The organism is Rhodovibrio sodomensis (genome assembly GCF_016583645.1).
Classification (GTDB): Bacteria; Pseudomonadota; Alphaproteobacteria; order Kiloniellales; family Rhodovibrionaceae; genus Rhodovibrio; species Rhodovibrio sodomensis.
Window position 1 is genome coordinate 1 of the sequence record NZ_NRRL01000047.1, and the last position, 22,952, is coordinate 22,952.

The 22,952-nt window shown below is 69.8% G+C and carries 20 protein-coding genes and 1 pseudogene; 12 read left to right on the forward strand and 9 right to left on the reverse strand.

From position 1 onward, the window contains the following. Positions 1 to 127 precede the first annotated feature (127 nt). The 4 genes and pseudogenes from CKO28_RS29335 to CKO28_RS15520 all read left to right on the forward strand — a co-directional run. A pseudogene (locus CKO28_RS29335) lies at positions 128 to 202 on the forward strand (RadC family protein); the annotation flags it as partial. A 121-nt stretch (positions 203 to 323) separates the two neighbouring features. Further along, positions 324 to 1,298, forward strand: a complete 975-nt coding sequence (locus CKO28_RS15510) for an ABC transporter substrate-binding protein (protein WP_207168836.1) — start codon at positions 324 to 326, stop codon at positions 1,296 to 1,298. 195 nt (positions 1,299 to 1,493) lie between these two features. After that, on the forward strand, positions 1,494 to 2,405 hold the full coding sequence (locus tag CKO28_RS15515; protein ID WP_200341712.1) for an ABC transporter permease: 912 nt from the start codon (positions 1,494 to 1,496) through the stop codon (positions 2,403 to 2,405). Beyond that, positions 2,402 to 3,196, forward strand: a complete 795-nt coding sequence (locus tag CKO28_RS15520; protein ID WP_200341713.1) for an ABC transporter ATP-binding protein — start codon at positions 2,402 to 2,404, stop codon at positions 3,194 to 3,196. Before CKO28_RS15515 ends, CKO28_RS15520 begins: the two co-directional genes overlap by 4 nt. 220 nt (positions 3,197 to 3,416) lie before the next feature. On the opposite strand, the gene CKO28_RS15525 is transcribed toward CKO28_RS15520, so the two are convergent. Continuing rightward, positions 3,417 to 5,237, reverse strand: a complete 1,821-nt coding sequence (locus CKO28_RS15525; protein WP_200341714.1) for a monovalent cation:proton antiporter-2 (CPA2) family protein — start codon at positions 5,235 to 5,237, stop codon at positions 3,417 to 3,419. A gap of 208 nt (positions 5,238 to 5,445) precedes the next feature. Between CKO28_RS15525 and CKO28_RS15530 the strand changes: the two genes are divergently transcribed. From CKO28_RS15530 to CKO28_RS15550, 5 genes are all read left to right on the forward strand, one after another. Continuing rightward, positions 5,446 to 6,105 (forward strand): L,D-transpeptidase family protein, encoded by a 660-nt coding sequence (locus CKO28_RS15530; RefSeq protein WP_200341715.1) that lies wholly within the window; start codon positions 5,446 to 5,448, stop codon positions 6,103 to 6,105. Between the two features lie 249 nt (positions 6,106 to 6,354). Continuing rightward, the gene (locus tag CKO28_RS15535) at positions 6,355 to 7,791 is read left to right on the forward strand and encodes a tyrosinase family protein (protein WP_200341716.1); all 1,437 of its coding nucleotides are present in this window, start codon (positions 6,355 to 6,357) and stop codon (positions 7,789 to 7,791) included. A 283-nt stretch (positions 7,792 to 8,074) separates the two neighbouring features. Next, entirely contained in the window at positions 8,075 to 8,596 is a 522-nt protein-coding gene (locus CKO28_RS15540; RefSeq protein ID WP_200341717.1) for a hypothetical protein, read from the forward strand. Between the two features lie 97 nt (positions 8,597 to 8,693). Next, positions 8,694 to 9,632 carry an aldo/keto reductase gene (locus tag CKO28_RS15545; RefSeq protein ID WP_200341718.1) on the forward strand — a complete coding sequence of 313 codons (939 nt, stop codon included), beginning with the start codon at positions 8,694 to 8,696 and terminating at the stop codon, positions 9,630 to 9,632. A gap of 212 nt (positions 9,633 to 9,844) precedes the next feature. Beyond that, on the forward strand, positions 9,845 to 10,498 hold the full coding sequence (locus tag CKO28_RS15550; RefSeq protein ID WP_200341719.1) for a DUF6064 family protein: 654 nt from the start codon (positions 9,845 to 9,847) through the stop codon (positions 10,496 to 10,498). A gap of 43 nt (positions 10,499 to 10,541) precedes the next feature. Here CKO28_RS15550 and CKO28_RS15555 read toward each other — a convergent pair whose 3' ends face one another. The 8 genes from CKO28_RS15555 to CKO28_RS15590 all read right to left on the reverse strand — a co-directional run bounded on the left by CKO28_RS15555 (position 10,542) and on the right by CKO28_RS15590 (position 19,040). Next, positions 10,542 to 11,291, reverse strand: coding sequence for an SDR family oxidoreductase (locus CKO28_RS15555; RefSeq protein ID WP_200341720.1), 750 nt, complete (start codon positions 11,289 to 11,291; stop codon positions 10,542 to 10,544). A gap of 57 nt (positions 11,292 to 11,348) precedes the next feature. Next, positions 11,349 to 12,092, reverse strand: coding sequence for an ABC transporter ATP-binding protein (locus CKO28_RS15560; RefSeq protein WP_200341721.1), 744 nt, complete (start codon positions 12,090 to 12,092; stop codon positions 11,349 to 11,351). After that, on the reverse strand, positions 12,089 to 13,885 hold the full coding sequence (locus CKO28_RS15565) for a branched-chain amino acid ABC transporter ATP-binding protein/permease (RefSeq protein WP_200341722.1): 1,797 nt from the start codon (positions 13,883 to 13,885) through the stop codon (positions 12,089 to 12,091). Before CKO28_RS15565 ends, CKO28_RS15560 begins: the two co-directional genes overlap by 4 nt. A gap of 4 nt (positions 13,886 to 13,889) precedes the next feature. Further along, positions 13,890 to 14,756 carry a branched-chain amino acid ABC transporter permease gene (locus CKO28_RS15570; protein WP_200341723.1) on the reverse strand — a complete coding sequence of 289 codons (867 nt, stop codon included), beginning with the start codon at positions 14,754 to 14,756 and terminating at the stop codon, positions 13,890 to 13,892. A 213-nt stretch (positions 14,757 to 14,969) separates the two neighbouring features. Continuing rightward, complete coding sequence (locus tag CKO28_RS15575; RefSeq protein ID WP_200341724.1) at positions 14,970 to 16,256, reverse strand: ABC transporter substrate-binding protein; 1,287 nt, start codon at positions 16,254 to 16,256, stop codon at positions 14,970 to 14,972. Positions 16,257 to 16,366: 110 nt separating this feature from the next. After that, the gene (locus CKO28_RS15580; RefSeq protein ID WP_200341725.1) at positions 16,367 to 16,654 is read right to left on the reverse strand and encodes a hypothetical protein; all 288 of its coding nucleotides are present in this window, start codon (positions 16,652 to 16,654) and stop codon (positions 16,367 to 16,369) included. Positions 16,655 to 16,804: 150 nt separating this feature from the next. Beyond that, positions 16,805 to 17,971, reverse strand: coding sequence for an ectoine hydrolase (gene doeA, locus CKO28_RS15585; RefSeq protein WP_200341726.1), 1,167 nt, complete (start codon positions 17,969 to 17,971; stop codon positions 16,805 to 16,807). A gap of 112 nt (positions 17,972 to 18,083) precedes the next feature. Continuing rightward, on the reverse strand, positions 18,084 to 19,040 hold the full coding sequence (locus tag CKO28_RS15590) for a glycosyltransferase family 9 protein (protein WP_200341727.1): 957 nt from the start codon (positions 19,038 to 19,040) through the stop codon (positions 18,084 to 18,086). 178 nt (positions 19,041 to 19,218) lie between these two features. On the opposite strand from CKO28_RS15590, the gene CKO28_RS15595 reads away from it, so the two are divergent. From CKO28_RS15595 to CKO28_RS15605, 3 genes are read left to right on the forward strand one after another with little or no spacing between them, the layout of a single operon-like run. Beyond that, positions 19,219 to 20,304 (forward strand): glycosyltransferase, encoded by a 1,086-nt coding sequence (locus tag CKO28_RS15595; protein WP_200341728.1) that lies wholly within the window; start codon positions 19,219 to 19,221, stop codon positions 20,302 to 20,304. A 32-nt stretch (positions 20,305 to 20,336) separates the two neighbouring features. Further along, entirely contained in the window at positions 20,337 to 21,707 is a 1,371-nt protein-coding gene (locus tag CKO28_RS15600; protein WP_200341729.1) for a dihydroorotase, read from the forward strand. After that, on the forward strand, positions 21,708 to 22,736 hold the full coding sequence (locus CKO28_RS15605; RefSeq protein ID WP_200341730.1) for a patatin-like phospholipase family protein: 1,029 nt from the start codon (positions 21,708 to 21,710) through the stop codon (positions 22,734 to 22,736). Positions 22,737 to 22,952 lie beyond the last annotated feature (216 nt).

The following is a 22,952-nucleotide window of genomic DNA, read 5'->3' on the forward strand; positions in this document are numbered from 1 at the left end:
CGAGCGGGGCCGAACAGGCCGGCCGCCCGCGCGCCCCACATAGCGCGCAAGGGCGGCCGGCCGTCGGTGAGGCCCCGACTTGGGGAGCGCGCCGCCAACGACCCTTTGACAAAAATCACGGTATCTCGGCATCAGCGTCCACGACCACATCATCATTACCCGCGCCGGGCATACGAGTTTCAAGACGAAGGGGTTGTTGTAGCGGCCAAGGACGCCCCTGCGCCGCCCGCTTGACCGCCCGTGCGGGCTGGCGCATGGTCCGGCGCGCTTTGGGCGGCGCGTCCGTTGCAAACAGCCGTTGGTCCCAGGGGAGGCAAGCTGTCATGTCGATCCGTCATTTCGCGCTGGCCGTGGCCGCGCTCGCCGCACCGCTGGTGCTGGCCGGCGCCACCGCGAGCGCGCAGCAGAAATCCGTCGCGGTCACCGCGATCGTCGAGCACCCGGCGCTGGACGCCGTGCGCGACGGGGTGCGCGACGAGCTGGCGGCCCAGGGCTACACGCCGGGCAATAACCTCGCCTTCACCTACGAGACGGCGCAGGGCAACCCGGCGATCGCGTCCCAGATCGCCCGGCAGTTCGCCGGCCAGGATCACGACGTGATCGTGCCGATCTCCACCCCCAGTTCGCAGGCGGTGCTGGCGGCGACCGACGACGTGCCGGTGGTGTTCTCCGCGGTGACCGATCCGGTCGCCGCGCGGCTGGTCCAGGACCCGGCCGACCCGCGGGGCCGGGTGACCGGCGTCAGCGACCTCTCCCCGGTCAAACGCCAGCTGGCGCTCATCCGCGAGGTCATGCCGGAGGCCCGGACGGTCGGCGTGATCTACAACCCGGGCGAGGCGAACTCGGTCAAGATCCTGGAACTGCTGAAGCAGCACGCCCCGGAATTCGATCTCAGGATCGTCGAGAGCGTGGCACCCAAGTCCTCCGGCGTGCTGTCGGCTGCGCGCAACCTCGTGGGCAAGGCGGACGCGGTCTACATCCCGACCGACAACACCATCGTCTCGGCGTTGGAAAGCGCGATCAAGGTCGGCATGGACAACGACCTGCCGATCTTCGCCGCCGACACCGCTTCGGTGCCGCGCGGCGCGGTGATGGCGCTCGGCTTCGACTACTACGACCTGGGCCGCCAGACCGGGCGCATCGTGGTGCGCGTGCTGGAAGGCGAGAAGCCCTCCGAGATTCCGGTGGAAAGCGTCGAGAAGACCCAGCTCTTGGTAAATCCCAAGGCCGCCCAGCGCATGGGCCTATCGATCCCCAAGGCGGTCATGGACCGTGCCGACGAGGTGATCGAGGACTAGCCCCCGCCGCTAGCGCCGTGCACACCGCCTCACCCTGTCCCTCTCCCCCCATGGCCGAGAGGGAACCCGCCGACACGTTCGGTCAACGGGCATCGCAGCGGGTCCCCTCTCCTCCACTGGGAGGACAGGGCTAGGGTGCGGAGGTTGGCATATCTCTCGCCCCCTTCCCTCCCCACAAACACCCCGCGTTACCGCATGTCGCTCGTCGCCGCCCTGGGCGCGCTGGAGATCGGCCTGGTGTACGGCCTGGTCGCGATCGGCGTGTTCATCTCCTTCCGGGTGCTGAACTTCCCGGACCTGACCGTAGACGGGTCGTTTCCGCTCGGCGCGGCCGTGGCCGCCGCCGGAATCCTGGGCGGCATCGACCCGTTCAGCGCGACCCTGCTGGCGGTCGCCGCCGGCGGGCTGGCCGGGCTGGTCACGGCGTTCCTCAACATCCGCTTCGGGATCCTGCACCTGCTCGCCAGCATCCTGACCATGACCGCGCTCTACTCGATCAACCTGCGGATCATGGGCAGCCCGAACCTGGCGATCATCATGGAGCCGACGGTGATCAGCCCGTTCGAGCTGTTCGGCCTGTCGGGCGGCACGATCAAGCCGATCTTCGGCTTCGTCGTGGTCGTGGGCGCGGGCGCGCTGGTCGCCTGGTACCTGCTGACCGACAGCGGCCTTGGCATGCGCGCGGCTGGGGCCAACCCGCGCATGGCGCGCGCGCAGGGCGTGCCCACGGCGGCGATGACCTACTTCGGCATGGCGCTGTCGAACGCGCTGGTCGCCTTTGGCGGCGCGCTGTTTGCGCAGATGAACGGGTTTGCCGACATCACCATGGGCACCGGCACGATCGTGGTCGGTCTGGCCGCGGTGATCGCGGGCGAGGCGATCCTGCGGCCCAAGGGCATCGTGATGGCGATCGTCGCCTGCATCCTCGGTTCCGTGCTCTACCGCTTCGCCGTGCAGTTCGCGCTCAACGCCGAGTTCATCGGCATGAACCCGGGCGACCTCAACCTGCTGACGGCGGTGCTGGTGACCATCGCCCTGATCCTGCCGGGTGCCCGCAACCCGGTGAAAGCGCTGATGAAGAAACGCGGCAGCGGAGCGCCGTCATGATCCGACTGGAACGCGGCCGGGTCGTTTTCTCCGCCGGCACGCCGCTGGAGAACGTGGCCCTCGCCGACATCGACCTGGAAATCCCGCGCGGGCAGTTCGTCTCCGTCATCGGCTCCAACGGGGCCGGCAAGTCGACCCTCTTGAACGCGCTGTCGGGGGAAGCGCCGCTCGCCGGCGGCCGTGTGCTGATCGACCAGACCGACGTGACGACCTGGCCCGCCTCGAAGCGCGCGCAGCTGGTGTCCCGGGTGTTCCAGGACCCGATGCTGGGCACCTGCGAGGGGCTGACGATCGAGGAGAACCTGGCAATCGCGGCCGCCCGCGGCGGCGCCCGCCGGCCCACGCTGGCGCTCGGCCGCGGCCGGCGCGCGGAGTTCCGCGAGCAGCTGGCGCAGCTGGGCCTGGGCCTGGAAAACCGCCTGGGCGACCGGATGGGCCTGCTCTCCGGCGGGCAGCGCCAGGCGGTCAGCCTGCTGATGGCGACCCTGCGCCCGGCCAAGATCCTGCTGCTGGACGAGCACACCGCCGCGCTCGACCCGCGGATGAGCGACTTCGTCCTCAACCTGACCCACCGGCTGGTCGAGCAGCAGCAGCTGACCACGCTGATGGTCACCCACTCGATGCGCCAGGCACTCGACTTCGGCAGCCGCACCGTCATGCTGCACGAAGGCAAGATCGCCCTCGACGTCGCCGGCGCGGAGCGCGCGGCGCTCGGCGTCGACGATCTGGTCGACCGGTTCGCCCGGGTTCGCGACGAATCGCTCGACAGCGACGCCCTGCTGCTAAGTTAAGTCGGCTCACCACAGAGGGCCCGGAGGTCACAGAGGAAACTAGGAAAACCGCGCGCGACAGCGCGCCAGAACTCTTGGAGTGCACTCTTCTTGGTGTCTTCGTGTCCTGGTGGTGAAAAAAGGCGAACCACCAGGGCACCAAGACACCAAGGAAGATAAGGCGCTGCGCGCGGCTCGACCCTCTGCGACATCCGTGCCATCTGTGTTGAAAACCTTCCCCCTACCCCGCCTTTCGGTCGCGGGCGGTTTCCAGGACGTCTTCTTCGGCGTCTCGGCGGAACAGGTCCTCCAGTTCCTCGGCGGACTGGCGGGCCAGATAGACCAGACGTTGTTCATCGCTGTGGTGCTGGTAGTCGTGGGCGAGCCGCGCCTCGTCGTGGCGCTGGAACGTCTCGGTCAGGCGCCGGCTCTCCTGCTCGCTCAGCCCCAGATGGATGAGCAGGTCGCGGGTCGTCTCCAGGGCCGAGTGGAAGGTCTCCCGGATCACCACGTCGGCGCCGGCGTCCATCAGCTGGTAGGCGTGCCGGCGGTCCCGGGCGCGGGCGTAGACCTTCAGCTTCGGGAAGGTGGTCTTGGCGGCCTCCACCGTGCGCACGGCGATCTCGCCGTCGTCCACCGCCACCACCAGCGCGTCGGAATCGTCCGCCCCGGCCGCGCGCAGCAGGTCCGTCCGGGCGGCGTCGCCGTAGTACACCTTGTTGCCGAACTGCTGGACGAAGTCGACCTGGACCGGATCGGATTCCAGCGCCGTGAAGGAGATGCCGCGCGCCCGCAGCACGCGGCCGACGATCTGCCCGAACCGGCCGAACCCGGCGATGATCACCCGGCCCTCCTTCGGCGGCACGTCGGCCTCGTCCGGGGAGGGCGCCGGACGCGCCGGCGCCGGGTCCAGCCGCTCGGCAAGCGCGACCAGCAGCGGCGTGGTCAGCATCGAGGCGATCACGATCAATGTCACCAGATCCGATACCGCGCGCTCAAGCAGACCGCGGCCGACCGCGGCCGTCAGCAGCACGAAGGCGAACTCGCCGCCCTGGCTGAGCAACGCGGCGAACCGGCGGGCAGCACCCGGGCGCAGCCCGTGCCAGCGGCCCAGACCGTAGAGGATCAGCCCCTTGGTTCCGACCAGCGCGACCACGCCGGCGACCACGGTGAGCAGCTGGGCCTGCAGCAAGCCCAGGTTGACCGACATGCCGACCGCCATGAAGAACAGCCCAAGCAGCAGGCCGCGGAACGGATCGATGTCGGCCTCCAGCGCGTGGCGGTAGTCGCTGTCGGCCAGCAGGACGCCGGCCAGGAACGCGCCCAGCGCCATCGACAGGCCGACCGCCTCCAGCAGCAGCGCCATGCCGATCACCGTCAAAAGTGCCGCCGCGGCAAAGATCTCGCGCACGCCGGTCATCGCGACCAGCCGCAGCGCGTAGCGCAGCACGACGCGCGCGCCGACCACGATCAGCACCAGCAGCACGATCACCTTCCCGGCCTCGACCAGCCGGTCCAGGTCCATCGCCTGTCCGCCAACCGCGAGCACCGGCATCGCGGCCAACAGCGGGATTACCGCGAAGTCCTGGAACAGCAGCACGGCGAACGCGCTGCGCCCGGCGCGGGTGGTCAGCTGGCGCTTTTCCGACAACACCTGAATCGCGAAGGCGGTCGAGGACAGCGCCAGCGTGAGCCCGATCACCGCCGCCGGCTTCGGCGCAAACCCGAGCAGATAGGCGCCGACCGCGAGCACCGCGCCAGTGCCCAAAACCTGTAGCGCGCCCAGCCCGAACACCGCACGCCGGAGCGACCACAGCCGCGCCGGCGCAAGTTCCAGACCGATCACGAACAACAGCAGGACGATGCCCAGCTCGGCGAACTCCAGGATCCGCTCGACATCGGTGAACGCACCCAGGCCCCACGGGCCGATCGCCACCCCGGCCAACAGATAGCCGATCACCGAGCCCAGACCCGCCTGCTTGGCGACCCAAACGCCGATCACGCCGGCGGCGAGCAGCATCAGGGCGCTATAGAGAAACTCGTGTCCGGCACCGTGGTCCATGGCGTTCGACGTCGCTCGCGGTAAAGATCGGGGGACCGGCCGACTCCGCCCGTCTGGCGGACGTGTCGACAAGGTCTTGTGTTAACAGTATAGCAGCCAGCCACGGGTTACGATGCCCGCGGTCGGCGGCAGACCGCCCCGTCGCGCGGCGACCTGCGAAGCGGCTCGGCCGGTCGGCCCGGCATGGCACGGCGGCGGTGAGAGACGGATGGACGCGCATATGGTGAGCGTGACGATGCGCCCGAGGGTGATCCCGAAACGGCTTTCGGCACGCCCGGGCACGCCCGCGGCCGTGCTGGCGCTGGCAACCGCGCTGCTGGCCGGCTGCGCCGGCCCGGCGACCCAGCCCAGGACCGACCCGGAGCCCGCGCCCGAAACCACGCAGGAGCAGTCGTTGCGCCCGATCCCGGACGTCGGCCACCTGGTGCCCAAGCCGGAGCCCGACGAAGCCGACAAGGTGGTGGTCGTGAAATCGCTGCGCCAACTGCGTCTGCTGGCCGACGGTGAGGTGTTCCGGACCTATGAGGTCTCGCTCGGCCGCGAGCCCAAGGGCGACAAGCTCTGGGAAGGTGATGGCCGGACGCCGGAGGGGCATTACACCCTCGACTTCAAGAACGAGAACAGCGACTTCTACCGCTCGATCCGGGTGTCCTATCCCAACCAGCAGGATTGGCGCGAGGCGCGCGCGATCGGCGTGCACCCCGGCAGCAATATCATGATCCACGGCCTCAAGCCCGAATTCGCCGACATCGGCAAGGGCCACCTGCGCCAGGACTGGACCGAGGGCTGCATCGCCGTCACCAACCGCCAGATCGATGAGATCTGGTCCCTCGTCCCGGTGGGCACGCCGATCGAAATCCGGCCGTAGCGCGTTTCGGGGCGCAAATATCACCCGACGCGCAAAAGTCTTTCCGTAAAACACACGAGACCGTAGAGTACTGGTCTTCTGGGCCGTCCACTACGGCGTATGTGCGCGATGCGCGCAGGGGATGGACGGTCCGCCCGTGCGGTGCCGAGAGCCGGCTTCCGGCGCGGACCGTGCGGGTCTTCGTCCATCCGGGTGGGGGCGTGTGCGCTCCTGTCCGACCAGTCCTTTGGTAAAAAAGGGAGGCAGGGGATGACGACAGGTATTACCCGCAGGGGCGTCCTGCAGGGCGCGGCGGCGGTCGGCGCACTGAGCGTCGGCGGCATGTCGATCGCCGGTTGCGAGCAGATCGTCGAGAACATCAGGAACCGGCCGGTCCGTGAAGACATAACCACGCTCAACCCAACCGGCTCCACGATCCAGACACTGGAGCAGGGCATCAGTGCCATGCGCGCCCTGCCGTCCAGCGATCGGCGGAACTGGACCAACTTCGCCCGCATTCACCTGGACTTTTGTCCGCACGGCAACTGGTTCTTCCTGCCATGGCACAGGGCCTACCTGTTCTCCCTGGAACGGATCATCCAGGAGTTGACCGGCAACCCGGACTTCGGCCTGCCGTACTGGAACTGGCAGAAAGACCGCAGCATCCCGTCGGTCTACTGGACCACCAGCAGCCCGCTGTACCACGCAAACCGCGCTGCAACCGCGAGCGACGCCTTGCCGGACTCCGCGACCGGCCCGGCCGTCATTTCAAGCGTCCTGTCACAGACCGACTTCGAGCTGTTCGGCAGCTTCCGATCCTCCGCCCCGCGCGGGGGCACCGGCGGCGGCCAGGCCCAGCTCGAACGGACCCCGCACAACTATGTGCACGGTTTCGTCGGCGGCGACATGGCGACCTACATGTCTCCGCTCGATCCGATATTCTTCGCCCACCACAACTTCATCGACTGTATCTGGGCGCACTGGAACATCGACCGGCAGAACAACAACACCAGCGACAGCGTCTGGACCCAGTACAGCTACACCGAGTTTCCTGGGCCCGGCGGCGGCAGTTGGAGCACGACCTCGGCGGCCACCACGCTGATGCCGCTGCTGAGCTACCGCTTCGCGGAATCGACCAAGGGTTCGGACACGGCAGCCCGGCAAGTCGCGGAGGCCGACAGGTCCGCGACCCGGGAGCGTCTGGAACGCGGGTCCAGGACCCGCCTCAGCACCCAGCCCCTGACCCGGATCCAGGCCCCGGCAACCCTGCGGCTGAACCAGGTCCGCACCTTCAACCTCGCGCTGCCGGCCCAGCGTATGAACCAGCTGACCGCTGTCGAACCGGACGACCAGCAGCTTCTGCTTTCGCTGGAAGAGACCGAAGGCCCCAACGGCGAGGACATCATCCTGCACGTCTTCCTGAACAATCCGGACGCCGGCCCCGACACGCCGACCACCGACCCGACCTATGCCGGCCTGATCGCGTTCTTCGAAGACCAGGCTGAAATGGACATGGCGCAGGACTACATCCTGGACATCACCCAGACCGTGCGCGATCTGCGCCAGCGCGGGATCATCGAGCCGGGCGAACCGATCCGGCCCAACGTGGTGGCCGTCCGTCGTCCGACCGGTAAGGTCGACGCCCAGGCCACGGTTCGGATCGGCCGCGCGCAGCTAAGTATCGGACGCCCGACGCAGGTGCAGTAGCCTCGGACTGCGGTCCTCCGGTCCGCCGTCATCGTGAAGGAGCCTAGAGCAAAGTCGATGAAGGTCGGGTCGACCTTCATCGTGATTTTTGCTCTAACTGCTTGAAGCGAGAGCAAGATTCAGCTGAAAGGTGGCTTCACCTTTCATCTTGCTCTAGCGGCGATCTCACGGTGGCGGCGGATCCCGGCCCCCGCCCCTGGGCGGAACAATGGGGCGGAACAATGCGGCGGACCAATGCGGCGGAACGCCGGGTCGGTGACGTAACAGAAGGACCGATAGCGCCATGACGGGATCATACGGCTGTCGCGCTCTCGCGATTTTTGCGGCGCTGTTTGCCGCCGGCCTTGGCGGCGGAGCGTGCGCCCACGGCGGGCCGGAACAGGTCAGGCAGGCCCGGCTGAGCGGCACCAACCCCGGCGCGGTGTTACCCATCCCGCGGAATCAACACGGGGCGGTGCCGGCGCGTCTTGCGATCACCGCGACACCGGTCGACGGCACGCCGACCGCGAGCTACCTTCTGACCGTGCATGTGCAGGCGCGCGGGACCGGGTTCGAGCCGCGCGAAATCGCCCGTGCCGCCGCCTACCCGCCCGACCTGCCGCAGCGGTTCGTCATCTCGCTGGCCGAACGGCTACAGTCCCTGGATATCCCGGCAGCGGGTGAAACCGACAACGACCGGCAGGGCCCCAAGCTCTCCCTCTCCCTCACGGTTTCCGGGATTCAGGATCGCGGTCTGCCCCAGGGTTTCGCGCTCGACGTGAGCGTATCGTCCGCATCCGCCCAGGACGCGCCAACAGGCGAATAACCGGGCCCAAACGCGACCCGGTCACGAGCGTGCGCTTGAACCATCGCCGTCCCTGCGCCACTTGGCGGGCGCGACCCGGTTCACAGCGGAGAGGCCAATGTCCGATACGGCAACCGGCTGGACGCGCCGGCGGTTCCTGGCGACCACCGCGGGGGCCGCGCTGGCGCCGGCGTTCGGCCCGGAGCTCGCGCGCGCGGCGGCCGAGAGCATTCACACCCGGCCGATCCCAGCCACCGGGGAACGGATCCCGGCGGTCGGCATGGGCACCTGGATCACCTTCAACGTCGGCGGCGACACCGAGCTGCGCCGGCACCGCAAGCGGATCCTGGAAGAGTTCTTCGCCCGCGGCGGCGGGATGATCGACAGTTCGCCGATGTACGGCTCCAGCGAGGAGGTCGTCGGCTGGTGCCTGGACCGGATGGACAACACCGACGGTCTGGTCTCCGCGACCAAGGTCTGGACCCGGGGCATGGCCGACGGCGAACAGCAGATGGCCCGCTCGCGCGAGCTGTGGGGCCTGGACACCTTCGACGTCATGCAGGTGCACAACCTGGTTGACTGGCGAACCCATCTGAAAACGCTGCGCGCCCACAAGGATCAGGGCAAGGTGCGCTACATCGGCGTCACCACGTCCCACGGCAGCCGGCACGACGAGCTCGAAGGGATCATGCGGAACGAACCGCTCGACTTCGTGCAGTTCACCTACAACGTCGTCGACCGCTGGGCGGAGGACCGGCTGCTGCCGCTGGCGCACGAGCGCGGCATCGCGGTGATCGTGAACCGCCCCTACAAGCGCAAGGCGCTGTTCCACCGCTACCAGAGCGAACCGCTGCCGGATTGGGCGGCGGCCGAGGCCGGGGCGACCAACTGGGCCGAGTTCTTCCTCAAGTTCATCATTTCCCACCCGGCCGTTACCTGCGCGATCCCGGCGACCAGCCAGATCCCGCACATGCAGGAAAACATGGGCGCCCTGACAGGCCCCCTGCCCGACCAGCCGACCCGCCAGAAGATGGCGCGGTACGTGGCGGAGCTTTAGCGCCAAGTAGCCTCATCTCCCCAAGCACGGTCAGTCCGCTTATACCCTCGCCCTTGAGGGGAGAGGGAGGGGCCCGCGCCCGTCAGGGCGTGGAAGGGTGAGGGTGGGACTCCCCGCCGTACGCTGAGGAGTCCCACCCTCACCTATCCTCTCCCCTAGAGGGAGAGGGACCCGCCGAAACGCTGTGCTCACTCGCATGAAGACGCTCCCCCATGATGCTGCCCTACACCATCGAGGTCTTTTTCGCCGCGATGGGGCGCTATAACGCGCAATACGCGGTGCTGGTGGCGCTGCTGGCGGCGCTCAGCCTGAGTGCGTTCGTGCTGGCGGTACGGGGGACGCGCGGGGCGTGGCAGGACCGGGCGGTCGGTTCGGTGCTGGCGGCCGGCGCGCTGATGAGCGGCTGGGCGCATCAGTGGGGCCTGATGGCGGGCCTAAACTTCATGGCCGGCGTCTACGCGCCGGTCTGGATCGCCCAGGCAATCGTGCTGGCGGGCACGCTCGCGCTGCGCCCGCAGATCAGCTTCTTCGCCGGACCGCGCGGGGCCGCGCGCACCGGCGGCCTGATCCTGGCCGGGCTCGGGGTGCTGGGTCATCCGCTGGCGCTGCTCGCGCTCGGCACGGCTCCCGCCAGCCTGCCGCTCGCCGGCAGCGCGCCGGATCCGACGGCGATCCTGACCGCCGGGCTGTTGGCGGCGGCGCGCGGGCCGCGCTGGCTGCGACTCGTGCTGCTGCTGGTGCCGCTCGCCTGGGGCGGGGTCGCGGCGACCAGTGCCTACCTGCTCGCCTTTCCGCTCGACTACGCGGTCGGGGCGGCGGCGCTGATGGCGCTCGCCCTGATCCTGCTCGACGATCGCCGGCGCTAGGGCAAAAATCGATGAAGGTGACTTCACCTTTCAGCATCTTTTTCTAGACGCAGCGCCCGCCGTCGACCGGCAGGACCGTGCCGGTGATGAAGTCGGCGTCGTCGCTCGCGAGGTAGAGCGCGGCCTTGGCGACGTCGGCGGGGCGCGACAGCCGGCCCATCGGCACGCTCGCCTCGAATTTCTTGCGGTTTTCCGGCGTGTCCGGCACGCCCATGAAGGATTCCAACAGGCCGGTCTCCCCCATCACGGGGGCGAGCGCGTTGACCCGGATGCCGTCGGGCGCCAGCTCGACCGCCATCGACTGGCTGAGCAGGTTCACCGCACCCTTGGAGGCGTTGTACCAGGTCAGCCCCGGGCGCGGGCGTACGCCGGCGGTCGAGCCGACGTTGACGATCACGCCGAAACCGCGTTCACGCATCTTGGGCACGACCGCCATCGTCATCAGGTAGATCGACTTCACGTTGACGTCGAACACCTTGTCGAAGTCGGCCTCGTCGACCTGCAGCATCGGCTGGTTTTTGTGGGTGTAACCGGCGTTGTTGATCACCGTGTCGACCGGGCCGAACGCCTGCTCGGTCTCGGCCACCATCCGGTCGATGTCGGTGCGCTTGGTGACGTCGCCCTGCACCGGCACGGCGGCGTCGCCGATCTCGCCCGCGACCCGCCGCGCGCTCTGATCGTTCAGATCGGCGACACAGACCCTGGCGCCTTCCTGAGCGAACCGCTTGGCGATCGCCTCGCCGAAGCCGCTGCCCGCGCCGGTGACGATCGCCACCCTGTTGGCTAGCCGCATGACGCGTTGCTCCCCGTTCGTTGGTCTTGCAGATTTCGTGACGCCGTTGGCAGGCTATCAGCTCGCGCTCGACGTGCCGAGATAAAGCGCCCCGATGTCCGCCCGGTGCAAAAGCGCGTCGGCGCTGTCCTGAAGCCGCACCCGGCCGCCTTCCATCAAGACCGCGCGGTCGACGTAGGCGAGCGCCTGCTTGGCGTTCTGCTCCACCATCACGACGCTGGTCCCGGTCGCGCGCAGGCCGGCCACCATGTCGAAGATGCGGCTGACCAACGCGGGCGCGATCCCGGCCGACGGCTCGTCCAGCAGGATCACAGACGGCTCCGGCATCAGCGCGCGGGCGAGCGCCAGCATCTGCCGCTCACCGCCGGACAGCGTCCCGGCGCGTTGGTCCAGCCGTTCGGCCAGCCGCGGGAACAGCTCGCCCATGTCGGCGATCCGCTGGCGCCGGCGTCGACCGGCCAGGCGCACGCCGCCGATTTCCAGGTTCTCGCGCACGCTGAGGGTGGTGAACACGTTGGCGACCTGCGGGACGTAACCGAGACCGGCGGCGGCCAGCGCCTCCGGCGCAAGCCCAGCGGTCGCGCGCCCGTTCAGCTGCACCCGGCCGGCCGACGGGACGATCTGGCGGGCGAGCGCCTTGATCAGGGTCGACTTGCCCGCCCCGTTAGGGCCGAACAGCAGCACCTGCTCCCCCGGTGCCACGGCGATGTCGACGGCGAACAGGATCTGCAGGTCGCCGTAGCCGGCATCCAGCCCCTCGACCTGCAGAACCGGTGGATCGGTCGCGGGATCCCCGCTCATGCCGCACGGCCCCCGCCCAGGTATGCCTCGATCACGGCCGGGTCGCGCTGCACCTCGGCCGGCGTGCCCTGGGCCAGGACGCCGCCCTGGTGCATCACGATCACGCGGTCGCACCACCGCATCACCAGATCCATCTCGTGCTCCACGATCAGGAAGGAGGTGCCCTGACGGTTCAGTTCGCCGATGTGCTCGAAGATCCGGTTCGCCAGCGTCCGGTTGACGCCCGCCGCCGGCTCGTCGAGCAGCATCAGGCTGGGCCGGCGGATCATCTGCCGGCCGAGGTCGAGCAGCTTGCGCTGTCCGCCGGAGAGGTGGGCGGCCGGCTCGTCGCGCAGCCCGCTCAGCGCCAGGAACGCCAGCACCGCTTCGGCCCGGCCGGCGATCTCGTGCTCCAGCGCGCGGCGGCCGGCGACGCGCAGCCAGGTCGTCGCCAGGCTCTCGCTGCGCGCGTCCGCGCCGGCGACCATCAGGTTTTCCCAGACCGTCAGGTGCCCGAACAGCCGGGGGTTCTGGAAGGTGCGCGCCAGCCCGGCCTGGGCGGTTGCTTCCGGCGGCAGCGCGGCGATCGGCCGCCGGTTCAGGTAGACGGTGCCGGCGTCGGGACGCTGCACCCCGCTGACCAGATCGAGCAGGGTCGACTTGCCCGCCCCGTTGGGTCCGATCAGGCCGGTGATCCGCCCGCGTGCGACGTCCAGGCTGGCGCCGTCGACCGCCGCCAGCCCGCCGAAGCGCTTGGTGACGGCGCGCACGCTCAGGATCGGGCCCTCCACAGCGTCCTGCGCCGCCTGTGCCGCGGCGACCGCGGGCAGGTCGCCGGTGAACGCCGGCGCCGTGCGCGGACGGTCCGGCCGGACGCCGTGCGGGAAGAAGCGCACCACGACCATCAGCAACAGCCCGATCAGGACGAACCGCAGCGACGGCACGAAGCTGGGGTTGCTCTCGGCAACCGCGCTCAGGCCCGGCACGGCGTCCAGGAAGCGCGTACCTTCCCGGATGACGATCAGCAGGAACGCGCCGATCAGCACGCCCAGATGGTTGCCCGTGCCGCCCAACAGCATTGCCAGCCAGATCTGGAAGGTCACGATCGGGACGAACTGGCCGACATGGACGACGCCCAGGGAATGCGTCCACAGACTGCCGGCCAGACCGCCCAGCGCGCCACCGATCATCAGCGCCTGCAGCTTGGTACGGGCCGTACGCTTGCCGAGCGTCCGGGCCGCCAGCTCGTCATCCCGGATCGCGCGCAGCAACCGGCCGAACGGCAGTTCGCTGGCCTGCCGGACGGCCCAGACCAGCCCGCCGACGATCGCGACGCAGCCGACCAGATAGGCGTACGCGTATAGCTCCGTTGGCACGTACGTACCGTGGCCGGGCTGCGGGATGCCGGAGATGCCGAACTCCCCGCGGGTCAGCCAAGTCTCGTTCGACAAGGCGTAGCGCACGACCTCCGCCATCGCGAAGCTGGCGACGGCGAGGTAGTGGGTGCGCAAGCGCACCGACGTCAGGCCGATCACCAGCGCCAGCAGCCCGCCGGCCAGCCCCGCGAGCGCGAACCCGGCGAGCCACGGCAGGTCGAGGCCAAGCGCGTACTGCGCGCCCGCCTCCACGTACGCCGGGGAGCCGGGCGGCGGCAGGGTGGCGAGCGCGCTGGTGAACGCGCCGACGGCGAAGAAGGCGACGTAGCCGAAATTGAGCACGCCGGCGAACCCGAACTGGACGTTCAGCCCAACCGCCAGCAGACCGTAGATCAGCCCCAGCGTGATCAGCGAGGTGGCGAACGCGAGCAGGTCCATGCGCCTAGGTCCGCCCGCCCATCAGGCCCCGCGGGCGCGCCAGCAGCACCAGGATCAACAGCACGAAGGCGAACGCGTAGGCGTAGTCCGCGGAGACGTAGGTCGCGCCCAGCTCGACCCCCAGGCCGACGATCAGCCCGCCCAGCATGGCGCCGTAGGGGCTGCCGATCCCGCCCAGCAGCACGGCCGCGAACACCACAAGCAGGAAACGCCAGCCCATGGCCGGGTCCAGCGTGACCTGCGTGACCGCCAGCAGGATGCCGCCCAACGCACCGATCGCCGCCGACAGGAACCAGGTCGCCGCCAGCACCCGCGGCGCGGCGACCCCGGCGGAGCGTGCCAGGGCGGCGTCGTCGGCGACCGCGCGCATGCTCTTGCCCAGCAGGCTCCGGCTGAGCAGCAGGTGGACCAGCGCCATGGCGACCAGGGCGACCGCGATGGTCGCGACCTGCTCCCTGGGAACGAACACGCCGGCAACCTCCCAGGGGCGCATCAGCGGCAGGGGAAAGCGCAGCGGGTTCGCGCCGGCCACCATGCGCACCATGTTGTGCAGCACGAAGGCGAGACCGACGCTGGTGACCAGCAGCGGCAGCAGACCCCGGTGCATCAGCGGGTCGAACGCCAGGCGCGCGATCGCCACCCCCGCCAGGCCGACGGCGACCACGCTGACCGCGCCCGCCAGCGGCAGCGCCAACCCGGCCCCGGCGAGCGCGAGCGTCGCATAGGCGCCCAGGGTCAGGAACTCGCCGTAAGCGAAGTTGATGAAGCGGGTCACGCCGTAGGACAGCGTCAGCCCGACCGCGCTGACCGCGATCGTCCCGCCCAGCGCCAGGCCGTACACCAGGGTCTGCAGGAAAGCGTTCAGGTCCATTTGGGATCCGAGAGCCGGGACGGCTGTGTTGGCGGGTTGCCTCTCCTCGCGTGGGAGACGTGGGCCAGGCTAAGGAGGTGACCTCGGCAGCACCCGCGCGCGGCGTCTTTAGGCCGAGACCGGGTGCGGACCTACCTCACCCTGGCCCTCTCCTTCCAGGGACGGAGAGGGGACCCGCTGCCACCGCCGTGCCCCGGCGCCTGGAACCGAGGCTTAATTCAGCGCGTCGGCTGCAATGGTGGAGACGGTGGTCCAGCGGCCGTTCTGCACCTGGCGGATGCCGAACGGGGCGGTGATGTTGCCCCAGGCGTCGAAGTCGGTCGGCCCGACCAGCCCGTCATAGTTCACCTCGCCGCCGTCCCTCAGCACCTTGGCGCCGGCGGTGTAGTCGTGGACGGTGATCTTTCCCGCGCCCGGGTTGGCGATCCGCTCGATGTTGGCGGCGAGGTTCGCGCGGGTAACCTCGCCATCCCTTAAATGCGCGCGCAGCATGGCGAGCGCGACCACGTTCATCGCGTCGAAGGTGTTGGTGGCGAAGATCTGCGGATCCGCTCCGGCGTAGTCGCGGAAGCGCTGTTCGAACGCGCGGTTGCGCTCCGCGCTCGCGTCGGACGACACCTCTTCCAGACCGTAGATGCCCTCCACAAGTCGCGCGCCGGCCAGTTCGATGAAGTCCGAGTTGGTCTGGTCCTGGGTGACGAACCAGCGGCCCTGGTAGCCGGCCTGGAAGGCGTTGGTCATGATCCGCGCGGTATCCTCGGGCGTGCCGACCAGGACAATCGAATCCGGATCGTTGGCGAGCGCGCCGCGCACCTCGCTGCGGTAGCTGGGCTTGCCCGGGGTGTAGGTGATCGTCTCCGCAACCGGCGCGCCGTACGTGTCGAAGGCCCGGGCGATCGGCTGCTTGAACGACACCATCGCCGGCGCGTTGCCGACCATCAGCACCGGCTTGCGGGTGGCTTGGTCGCCCGCGAGATACTGCGGGTCGGTGGCCGCGCGGGCGATCGCGCGCCCGCCCAGACTGTCGGAGGGCACGGTCCGGAAGCAGACGTCCCGGCACGCCCGGTCGAGCGCGGTCGTGCCCGCGGTCGGCGATACCATCGGGACGTCGTTCTGCAGGATGACCTGGCGGGCGCCGGAGAAGGACAGCGAGGTCGGCCCGACGATCGCCAGCACGTTGTTGACGTTGACCAGCTTTTGCGCGGCCGTGGTGCCGGCGTCGACCACCCCCTCGGTATCGCCCTGGACGAAGGCGATCTCGTGACCGGCGATGCCGCCCGCCTGGTTGACCTCGTCGGCGACCATCTGCGCGACCGGCTGAACGTTGCTGCCGACCCAGGCGTACTGCCCGGTGAACGGCAGCAGCAGGCCAACCTCGAGCTCGGCGTCGTGTGCCCGCGCGTCGGGTGCCGTCGCCGCGAGCATGCCGGCCGCGGCGACCGCCGCCAGCCCGCCCAGCACACCCGTCCGGCGCAGCGCGCGTGTAAGCGACCGCTTCATCGTGTCCCCCCGGGGGTCGTGTAGTCCAAGCGAGACCGCAGCCTCGCCGCCACTCTAGCCGCGGGAATCCGCCTTGAGAAGCGGTGCCATGTCGGGCAAGCGGGCGCCGCCTACGCCATCACCAGCGCGTACAGGAAGCCGCCGAAGACGAGCACGACCAGTCCGCCGAGCACGGCATAGACGCCGACGATCAGGCCGAGCAGCGGTACCGACAGCGCCTTTTCCGTGCGCCGCAGGGCCCGCAGGCCGGGCGACTGCGCGATGTCCGGCGCCGTGTGCCCGGTATCGACCACGGAGGCCTTGAGGTCGCCCAGATACTTTAGGCCGCGCCGCAGCGGGCCCGGGGGCCCGGTGTCTTGACCGGTGTGGTGGCCGGTGTCCGCGGTTTGGACCGCCATGATGCAATTCCCCTCGTTCGACCGCGCCATTGGTATGGCGATCCGGGCGCGCGCGGACAACGCCCGCGCGCTTTACGATTCGATGACAGCGGATAGCGGCCGGTCGGCCGGCTGGCCCGCAAACCCGGGCGGCCGGCAGACCGCCGCGCGTCAGGTCCGCGTGACCAGTTCGGCCGGCGGCTTGGAGAAGAAGGACTCGCAGCCGTCCTCGGTCACCTGGATGGTTTCCGACATGCCGACCAGGTACGTGTCCGCCACGCCGTAGATCCAGGGCAGCAGGTGCAGGGTCATGCCCGGCTGCAGGTGCGTGTTCTCGCCGCTCTTGAGCGACAGGATGTAGCCCTCGTCCCAGCTGGGCGGGAAGGCGATGCCGATCGAATAGCCCGCACGGGTGATCAGATAGCCGCCCAGCTTGTTGTCGTTGATGATGTTGTGGTTGAGCTGGTCGATCTCGCCCGCCGTCATGCCGGGGCGGATCGCGTCCAAGAGGTGCGCGCGCGCCTCCTTCACGATGCCGGCGGCCTGGCGCACGACCTTCGGCGGGTCGCCGGTGAACACGGTGCGCATCATCGCGGTGTGATAGCGCCGGAAGCAGCCGCCCACTTCCAGGAACACGACCTCGTCGCGCTCGATCCGGCGGCCTTCCCAGGTGGCGTGGCCAATCAGGGTGCGCGGTCCGCTGGTGACGTAGGGCAGCACCGCCGGATACTCCCCGCCGACCTTGAACATCGCGGCACAGATCTCCGCGGCGACCTCGTTCTCGTAGACGCCGGGCGCGGCCGCCGCGATCCCGGCTTCCATGCCCGCCTCGGTCGCCCGGGCGGCGTGGCGCATCACCGTCAGCTCTTCATCCGACTTGATGATCCGGCCCTCCTCGACGATGCCGAAGATGTCGACGAAGCGGGTGTCCAGGAAGGTCGAGCGCATCCGGTCCTGCTGGTAGGCCGGGAAGAAGTAGCTGTTGCGCTCGTAGCCGATCACGTTGTGGTCCAGGCCGAACTCCTTGAGCGCGTGCCACAGCGTCTCGATCGCGTCGCCGGTGTCGGAGTAGGGCCGGGTCAGCTCGACCCAGGTGCGCGCGTGGACGTTGGTCTCCTCCAGCCGCCGGGTGATCATGAACGGCTCGCCTTCCAGCGGCACCACCAGGCACTGGAAGTAGGAGTAGCCGGTGGTCTGATACTCGGTCAGATAGCAGAGGTTCTCGGGATCGGTGATCACCGCGACCTCGATGTGCCGTTCCGCCATCCGCCGGCGCAGATCGCTCAGCCGCCGGGCGTGCTCGGCCATCGAGAAGGTCATGTCGTCACGATCGCGCACCGTCGTCTCTCCCGTTGCTGGTGCCCGCCGCCGATCCCCCGGATTGCGCGGGCGTGAAACTGTCCAACCCCGCCAACGCTGTCGGCTGGCGAAAGGTCTGTCCAGGCCTGTGTCAGCCGCCGGCCGCCTCCCGCTGTAGCGCCGGGAGCGCCTCGATCACCTCCTTGACCGGCAGGTCCTGCAGCGACGGCTTGCGCCGAATCGCGACCCAGGGCCCGCGCGGGCTGATCCGCTCGGGATCGCTTTCGTGGCTGAACAGCACCACGCTGCGACCGCCCGCCGCGGCGATCAGGTGCATCGGCCCGGTATCGTTGCCGATCGCGACCAGCGCACGCCGGCCGAGCGCCGCCAGGTCGGCGAATCCGGTGCGCCCGTGCAGATCGCGCGCGGCCGGGCAGGCCGCGCGGATCTGGGCGATCTCGTTCGCCTCCGCCGCGGTGCCGATCAGCACCGGCGTGATCCCCTGCCCGGCCAGATAGCGGCCCAGCTCGGCAAAATTGGCCGCGGGCCAGCGCTTGGCCGGCCGGTGCGGCGCGCCGCCGGGCACCAGGAGCGCGATCCGCTCGGGCAGATCGAAGCCGGCGATGTCGCTGTCCAGAAAGCCAAGATCCGGCGCCCCGACCTCGACACCCGCGGCGCGCAGCTGCTCGGCCTCGCGCTCGGCGATGTGGCGGCGCGCGGTGTGGCCGGAGGTGCGGTGGCTGGCGCCCGGGGCCGGGCCGACCCATTCGGGCGCGCGCCGGCCGGGCCGGCTGAGCCGCAGCAGCCAGAAGTACGTACCCGTGCGCTGGCTGCGCTGCAGGTCGTAGATCCGGTCGAACCGCGCCTGCCGTATCCGCGCGATCACGCCGAACAGCGCCGCCGGACGCGTCAGACCGGCGCGCGGGTCGATCCAGACCGCGTCGAACAGGCCGCTTGCCTCGGCCAGCGGGACGAACGGCTTGGTGGTCAGCAGCACGATCCGGGCGTCCGGATGGCTGCGCCGGATCGCCTGGAAGCTGGCCGTCGCCAGGACGAAGTCGCCCAGCGCGGAATGCTTGATCACCAGGATACGGGCTGGATCGGCCATGAACGTCCGCGGTTCGGATCGGGCGGGGCGGGAATGGCGGTCGGACGACCGCGACCTGTCCTACACAAGACCGGCGCGATCCGCTATGCAAGTGGGGACACCGGTCGCCGCCCGGTCCATGCGCCCGTTGCCCGTTACCGACGGCGCGCCTCGCCCTCAATCACGGTCCCGTCTCGCCATGCGCCTGCTCCAGACCCTTTCCGGCGCGCCCCAGGGCGGGGCGGAGACGTTTTTCGTCTCGCTCGCCGCCGCGTTCGAGCGGGCCCGGGCGGCGGGCACCGCTGAGTTGGCGCAGCGCGCGGTGATCCGGGAAAACGCGGCGCGCGCCGCGGCGCTGCGCACGGGCGGCGTGGATACCCGCGAACTCGGCTTCGGCGGGCGGTTCGACCTCGCCACCCGGCGCGGGCTGAGGCGGGAGGTCGCCCGATTCCGGCCGGACGTGGTGCTGGCCTACATGAACCGGGCGGCGTCCTGGATGCCGCCGGGCGACTTCCTGAAGTGCGCGCGCCTGGGCGGCTACTACGACATCAAGTATTACCGGCGCTGCGACCATCTGCTGTGCATCACCGAGCACATTCGCCAGCACATGATCGCCCAAGGCTGGCCGGCGCAGCGCGCGCATGTGTTGGAAAACTTCGCCACCGTCGACGACCTGCCGCCGGCCGACCGCGCGGCGCACGACACGCCGGCCGACGCGCCGCTGCTCCTGGTGCCGAGCCGCCTGCACGTGAACAAGGGCCTGGACGTCATGCTGCGCGCGCTGGCCCGGGAGCCGCGCGCCTACCTCTGGCTCGCCGGATCCGGGCCGGAGCACGACCGCCTGCACGACCTGGCCCGGCAGCTCGGCGTGGCCGACCGGGTGCGTTTCCTCGGCTGGCGGTCGGACCGCGGCGCGCTGTTCCGGGCGGCGGACGTCGTTGTCTTCCCGTCGCGGCACGAGCCGTTCGGCACCGTCAGCCTGGAAGCCTGGGCCTACCGCCGCCCGCTGGTCGCGGCCGATGCCTCCGGCCCCGCCGGGCTGGTGCGGCCGGAGGAGGACGCGCTGCTGGTGGCGCGGGAGGATGACGCCGCGCTTGCCGAGGCGCTGACCCGGGTGATCGACGACCCCGCGTTGGCCGGCCAGCTGGTCGACCGCGGCCATGCCCGCTACAGCCGGGACTACACCGAACAGGCCTGCGTGCGCCGCTACCTGGAAACGCTGGGCCGCCTGTCCGGCACCGATCCGCTGCGCCAGGGCGCGCAGCGGCGGGCCGCCACGGCCTGAGCCGCGCAACCGCTCGAGAGGAGAGTCTCTGAATGCCGGAAACCTACGATCTGCTGATCAAGGGCGGCCGCGCGGTGCTGCCCGGCGGCACCATGACCTGCGACGTCGCGGTCAAGGACGGCCGGATCGCCGAATTGGGCGAAATCAGCGAGCGCGGCGCCGGCGACGTGGTCGACGCCACCGGCCTGACCGTGCTGCCGGGGGTGATCGACAGTCAGGTCCACTTCCGCGAGCCCGGGATGGAGCACAAGGAGGACCTGAAGACCGGCACGGCCGCGGCCGCGCTGGGCGGCGTCACCTCGATCTTCGAGATGCCCAACACCAAGCCGCCCACGGTCGACGAAGCCGCGCTCACCGACAAGTTCGACCGCGCCCGCGGCCGCGCCTGGGTCGACCACGCGTTCTTCGTCGGCGCCACGGCCGACAACGTCGACCGGCTGACCGAGCTGGAGCGCCTGCCGGGGGTGCCGGGGATCAAGATCTTCATGGGGGCCTCCACCGGCAGCCTGCTGGTCGACGAGGCGGAGGTCCTGGATCAGATCACCCGGCGCCTGACCCGCCGCTTCTCCGTCCACGCCGAGGACGAGGCGCGCCTGCGCGAGCGCCGCCATCTGGTGGCCGACGGGGCGGAGCCGGAGATGCATCCGGAATGGCGCGACGCCCAGGCGGCGGTCCAGGCGACCCAGCAGATCTGCCGGCTGGCCCGGGCGAACGGCGCCCGGGTGCACGTGCTGCACATCTCCACCGCCGAGGAGATGGCCGTGCTGGCCGACTACAAGGACGTCGCCACGGTCGAGACCACGCCGCAGCACCTGACCCTGGCCGGGCCCGACTGCTACCGCGAGCTGGGCAGCTTTGCCCAGATGAACCCGCCGGTGCGCGACGCCCGCCACCGCGCCGGCGTCTGGTCCGGGATCAGCCAGCGGATCGTCGACGTGCTGGGCTCCGACCACGCCCCGCACACGGCCGAGGAGAAGGCCAAGCCCTACCCGACCTCCCCGTCCGGCATGCCGGGGGTGCAGACGCTGCTGCCGGTGATGCTGGACCACGTCGACCAGGGCCGGCTCAGCCTGGAGCATCTGGTCGAGCTGACCTCCGCCGGGCCGGCCCGGATCTTCAACGTGATGCGCAAGGGCCGGATCGCGGTCGGCTACGACGCGGATCTGGCGCTGGTCGACCTGCACGCCCGGCGGGAGATCACCCGCGACTGGCTGGCGAGCAAGGCCGGCTGGTCGCCGTTCGAGGGCATGGCGTGCACCGGCTGGCCGGTGATGACGCTGGTCCGCGGCCAGGTCGTGGCCCGCGAGGGCGAGCTGGTCGGCGAGCCGCAGGGCAAGCCGGTCGGCTTCCTGGAGACGCTGCGGGAAAGCCGCGCCGGGCGCGACAGCCGGGCGGGCGCCTGAATGGCCGGACAGCAGGCCGACCGCAAGAAGGTCACGCTCGCCCTGCAGGGCGGCGGCAGCCACGGCGCGTTCACCTGGGGCGTGCTGGAAACGCTGCTCGCCGACGAGCGGCTGCAGATCGAGGGCATCTCCGGCACCAGCGCCGGCGCGATGAACGCCACCGTGATGGCCGAGGGGCTGATGCAGAACGGCCGGCAGGGCGCGCTGGAGTCGCTCGAGCGGTTCTGGTCGCGGGTCTCCGAGGCCGGCCGGTTCGCCCCGATGATCCGCACCCCGCTGGACGTCGCCGCCGACCGCTGGAACATGGAGGTCCAGCCGGGCTACCTGCTGTTCGACCTGGTCAGCCGGTTCCTGTCGCCCTACCAGTTCAACCCGATGAACTTTAATCCGCTGCTTGAGATCCTCGACAACCAGGTCGACTTCGACCTGGTGCGCGGCTGCGATCAGGTGCAGCTGTTCATCTCCGCGACCAACGTCGCCACCGGTAAGATCCGGGTGTTCCGCAACCCCGAGCTGACGCCCAAGGCGGTGATGGCATCGGCCTGCCTGCCGCACCTGTTCCAGGCGGTGGAGATCGACGGCCAGCCGTACTGGGACGGCGGCTACATGGGCAACCCGGCGATCTATCCGCTGATCTACAACTGCGAAAGCCGCGACGTGGTGATCGTCCAGATCAACCCGATCGAGCGGTACAACGAGCCGACCACCACGCCCGAGATCGTCGACCGGCTGAACGAGATCACCTTCAATTCCACGCTGATGCGCGAGATGCGGGCGATCCACTTCGTCGGCAAGCTGCTCGCCCACCACAAGGTCGACCCGAGCGAATACAAGCAGGTGCTGATGCACCGGGTCGACGTTGCCGCGGAGATGCGCGAACTGGGCGCGGCCTCGAAGATGAACGCCGACTGGACCTTCCTGAACCACCTGCGCGCGCTCGGCCAGAACCGCGGCAAGGCCTGGCTCGCCGCGCACTACGACGACCTCGGCCAGCGCACCTCGATCGACCTGGAAGCCGACTACCTGTGAGTGTGGTAGGGTAACGTCGACATCGCCCCGCAGCTCGGCGGCCGCGCGGTGGCATAGCGCTGCAGCGGGTCCCCTCTCCGCCACTGGGGGGAGAGGGCGAGGGTGAGGTGGCTCTGCACGGCGTAGGCTCATAGACCGCCGCCAGAGCTTGCACGGCCGCGGGCAACCTCCTCTCCCTAACCCTCCCACTTGGAGGAGAGGGGATGACCCGTCGTT

Bases quoted from the DNA above. Each gene is read 5' to 3' on its own strand.
- CKO28_RS15510 (WP_207168836.1), top strand. From the start codon at position 324: ATGTCGATCCGTCATTTCGCGCTGGCCGTGGCCGCGCTCGCCGCACCG.
- CKO28_RS15515 (WP_200341712.1), top strand. From the start codon at position 1,494: ATGTCGCTCGTCGCCGCCCTGGGCGCGCTGGAGATCGGCCTGGTGTAC.
- CKO28_RS15520 (WP_200341713.1), top strand. From the start codon at position 2,402: ATGATCCGACTGGAACGCGGCCGGGTCGTTTTCTCCGCCGGCACGCCG.
- CKO28_RS15525 (WP_200341714.1), bottom strand. From the start codon at position 5,237: ATGGACCACGGTGCCGGACACGAGTTTCTCTATAGCGCCCTGATGCTG.
- CKO28_RS15530 (WP_200341715.1), top strand. From the start codon at position 5,446: ATGGACGCGCATATGGTGAGCGTGACGATGCGCCCGAGGGTGATCCCG.
- CKO28_RS15535 (WP_200341716.1), top strand. From the start codon at position 6,355: ATGACGACAGGTATTACCCGCAGGGGCGTCCTGCAGGGCGCGGCGGCG.
- CKO28_RS15540 (WP_200341717.1), top strand. From the start codon at position 8,075: ATGACGGGATCATACGGCTGTCGCGCTCTCGCGATTTTTGCGGCGCTG.
- CKO28_RS15545 (WP_200341718.1), top strand. From the start codon at position 8,694: ATGTCCGATACGGCAACCGGCTGGACGCGCCGGCGGTTCCTGGCGACC.
- CKO28_RS15550 (WP_200341719.1), top strand. From the start codon at position 9,845: ATGATGCTGCCCTACACCATCGAGGTCTTTTTCGCCGCGATGGGGCGC.
- CKO28_RS15555 (WP_200341720.1), bottom strand. From the start codon at position 11,291: ATGCGGCTAGCCAACAGGGTGGCGATCGTCACCGGCGCGGGCAGCGGC.
- CKO28_RS15560 (WP_200341721.1), bottom strand. From the start codon at position 12,092: ATGAGCGGGGATCCCGCGACCGATCCACCGGTTCTGCAGGTCGAGGGG.
- CKO28_RS15565 (WP_200341722.1), bottom strand. From the start codon at position 13,885: ATGGACCTGCTCGCGTTCGCCACCTCGCTGATCACGCTGGGGCTGATC.
- CKO28_RS15570 (WP_200341723.1), bottom strand. From the start codon at position 14,756: ATGGACCTGAACGCTTTCCTGCAGACCCTGGTGTACGGCCTGGCGCTG.
- CKO28_RS15575 (WP_200341724.1), bottom strand. From the start codon at position 16,256: ATGAAGCGGTCGCTTACACGCGCGCTGCGCCGGACGGGTGTGCTGGGC.
- CKO28_RS15580 (WP_200341725.1), bottom strand. From the start codon at position 16,654: ATGGCGGTCCAAACCGCGGACACCGGCCACCACACCGGTCAAGACACC.
- CKO28_RS15590 (WP_200341727.1), bottom strand. From the start codon at position 19,040: ATGGCCGATCCAGCCCGTATCCTGGTGATCAAGCATTCCGCGCTGGGC.
- CKO28_RS15595 (WP_200341728.1), top strand. From the start codon at position 19,219: ATGCGCCTGCTCCAGACCCTTTCCGGCGCGCCCCAGGGCGGGGCGGAG.
- CKO28_RS15600 (WP_200341729.1), top strand. From the start codon at position 20,337: ATGCCGGAAACCTACGATCTGCTGATCAAGGGCGGCCGCGCGGTGCTG.
- CKO28_RS15605 (WP_200341730.1), top strand. From the start codon at position 21,708: ATGGCCGGACAGCAGGCCGACCGCAAGAAGGTCACGCTCGCCCTGCAG.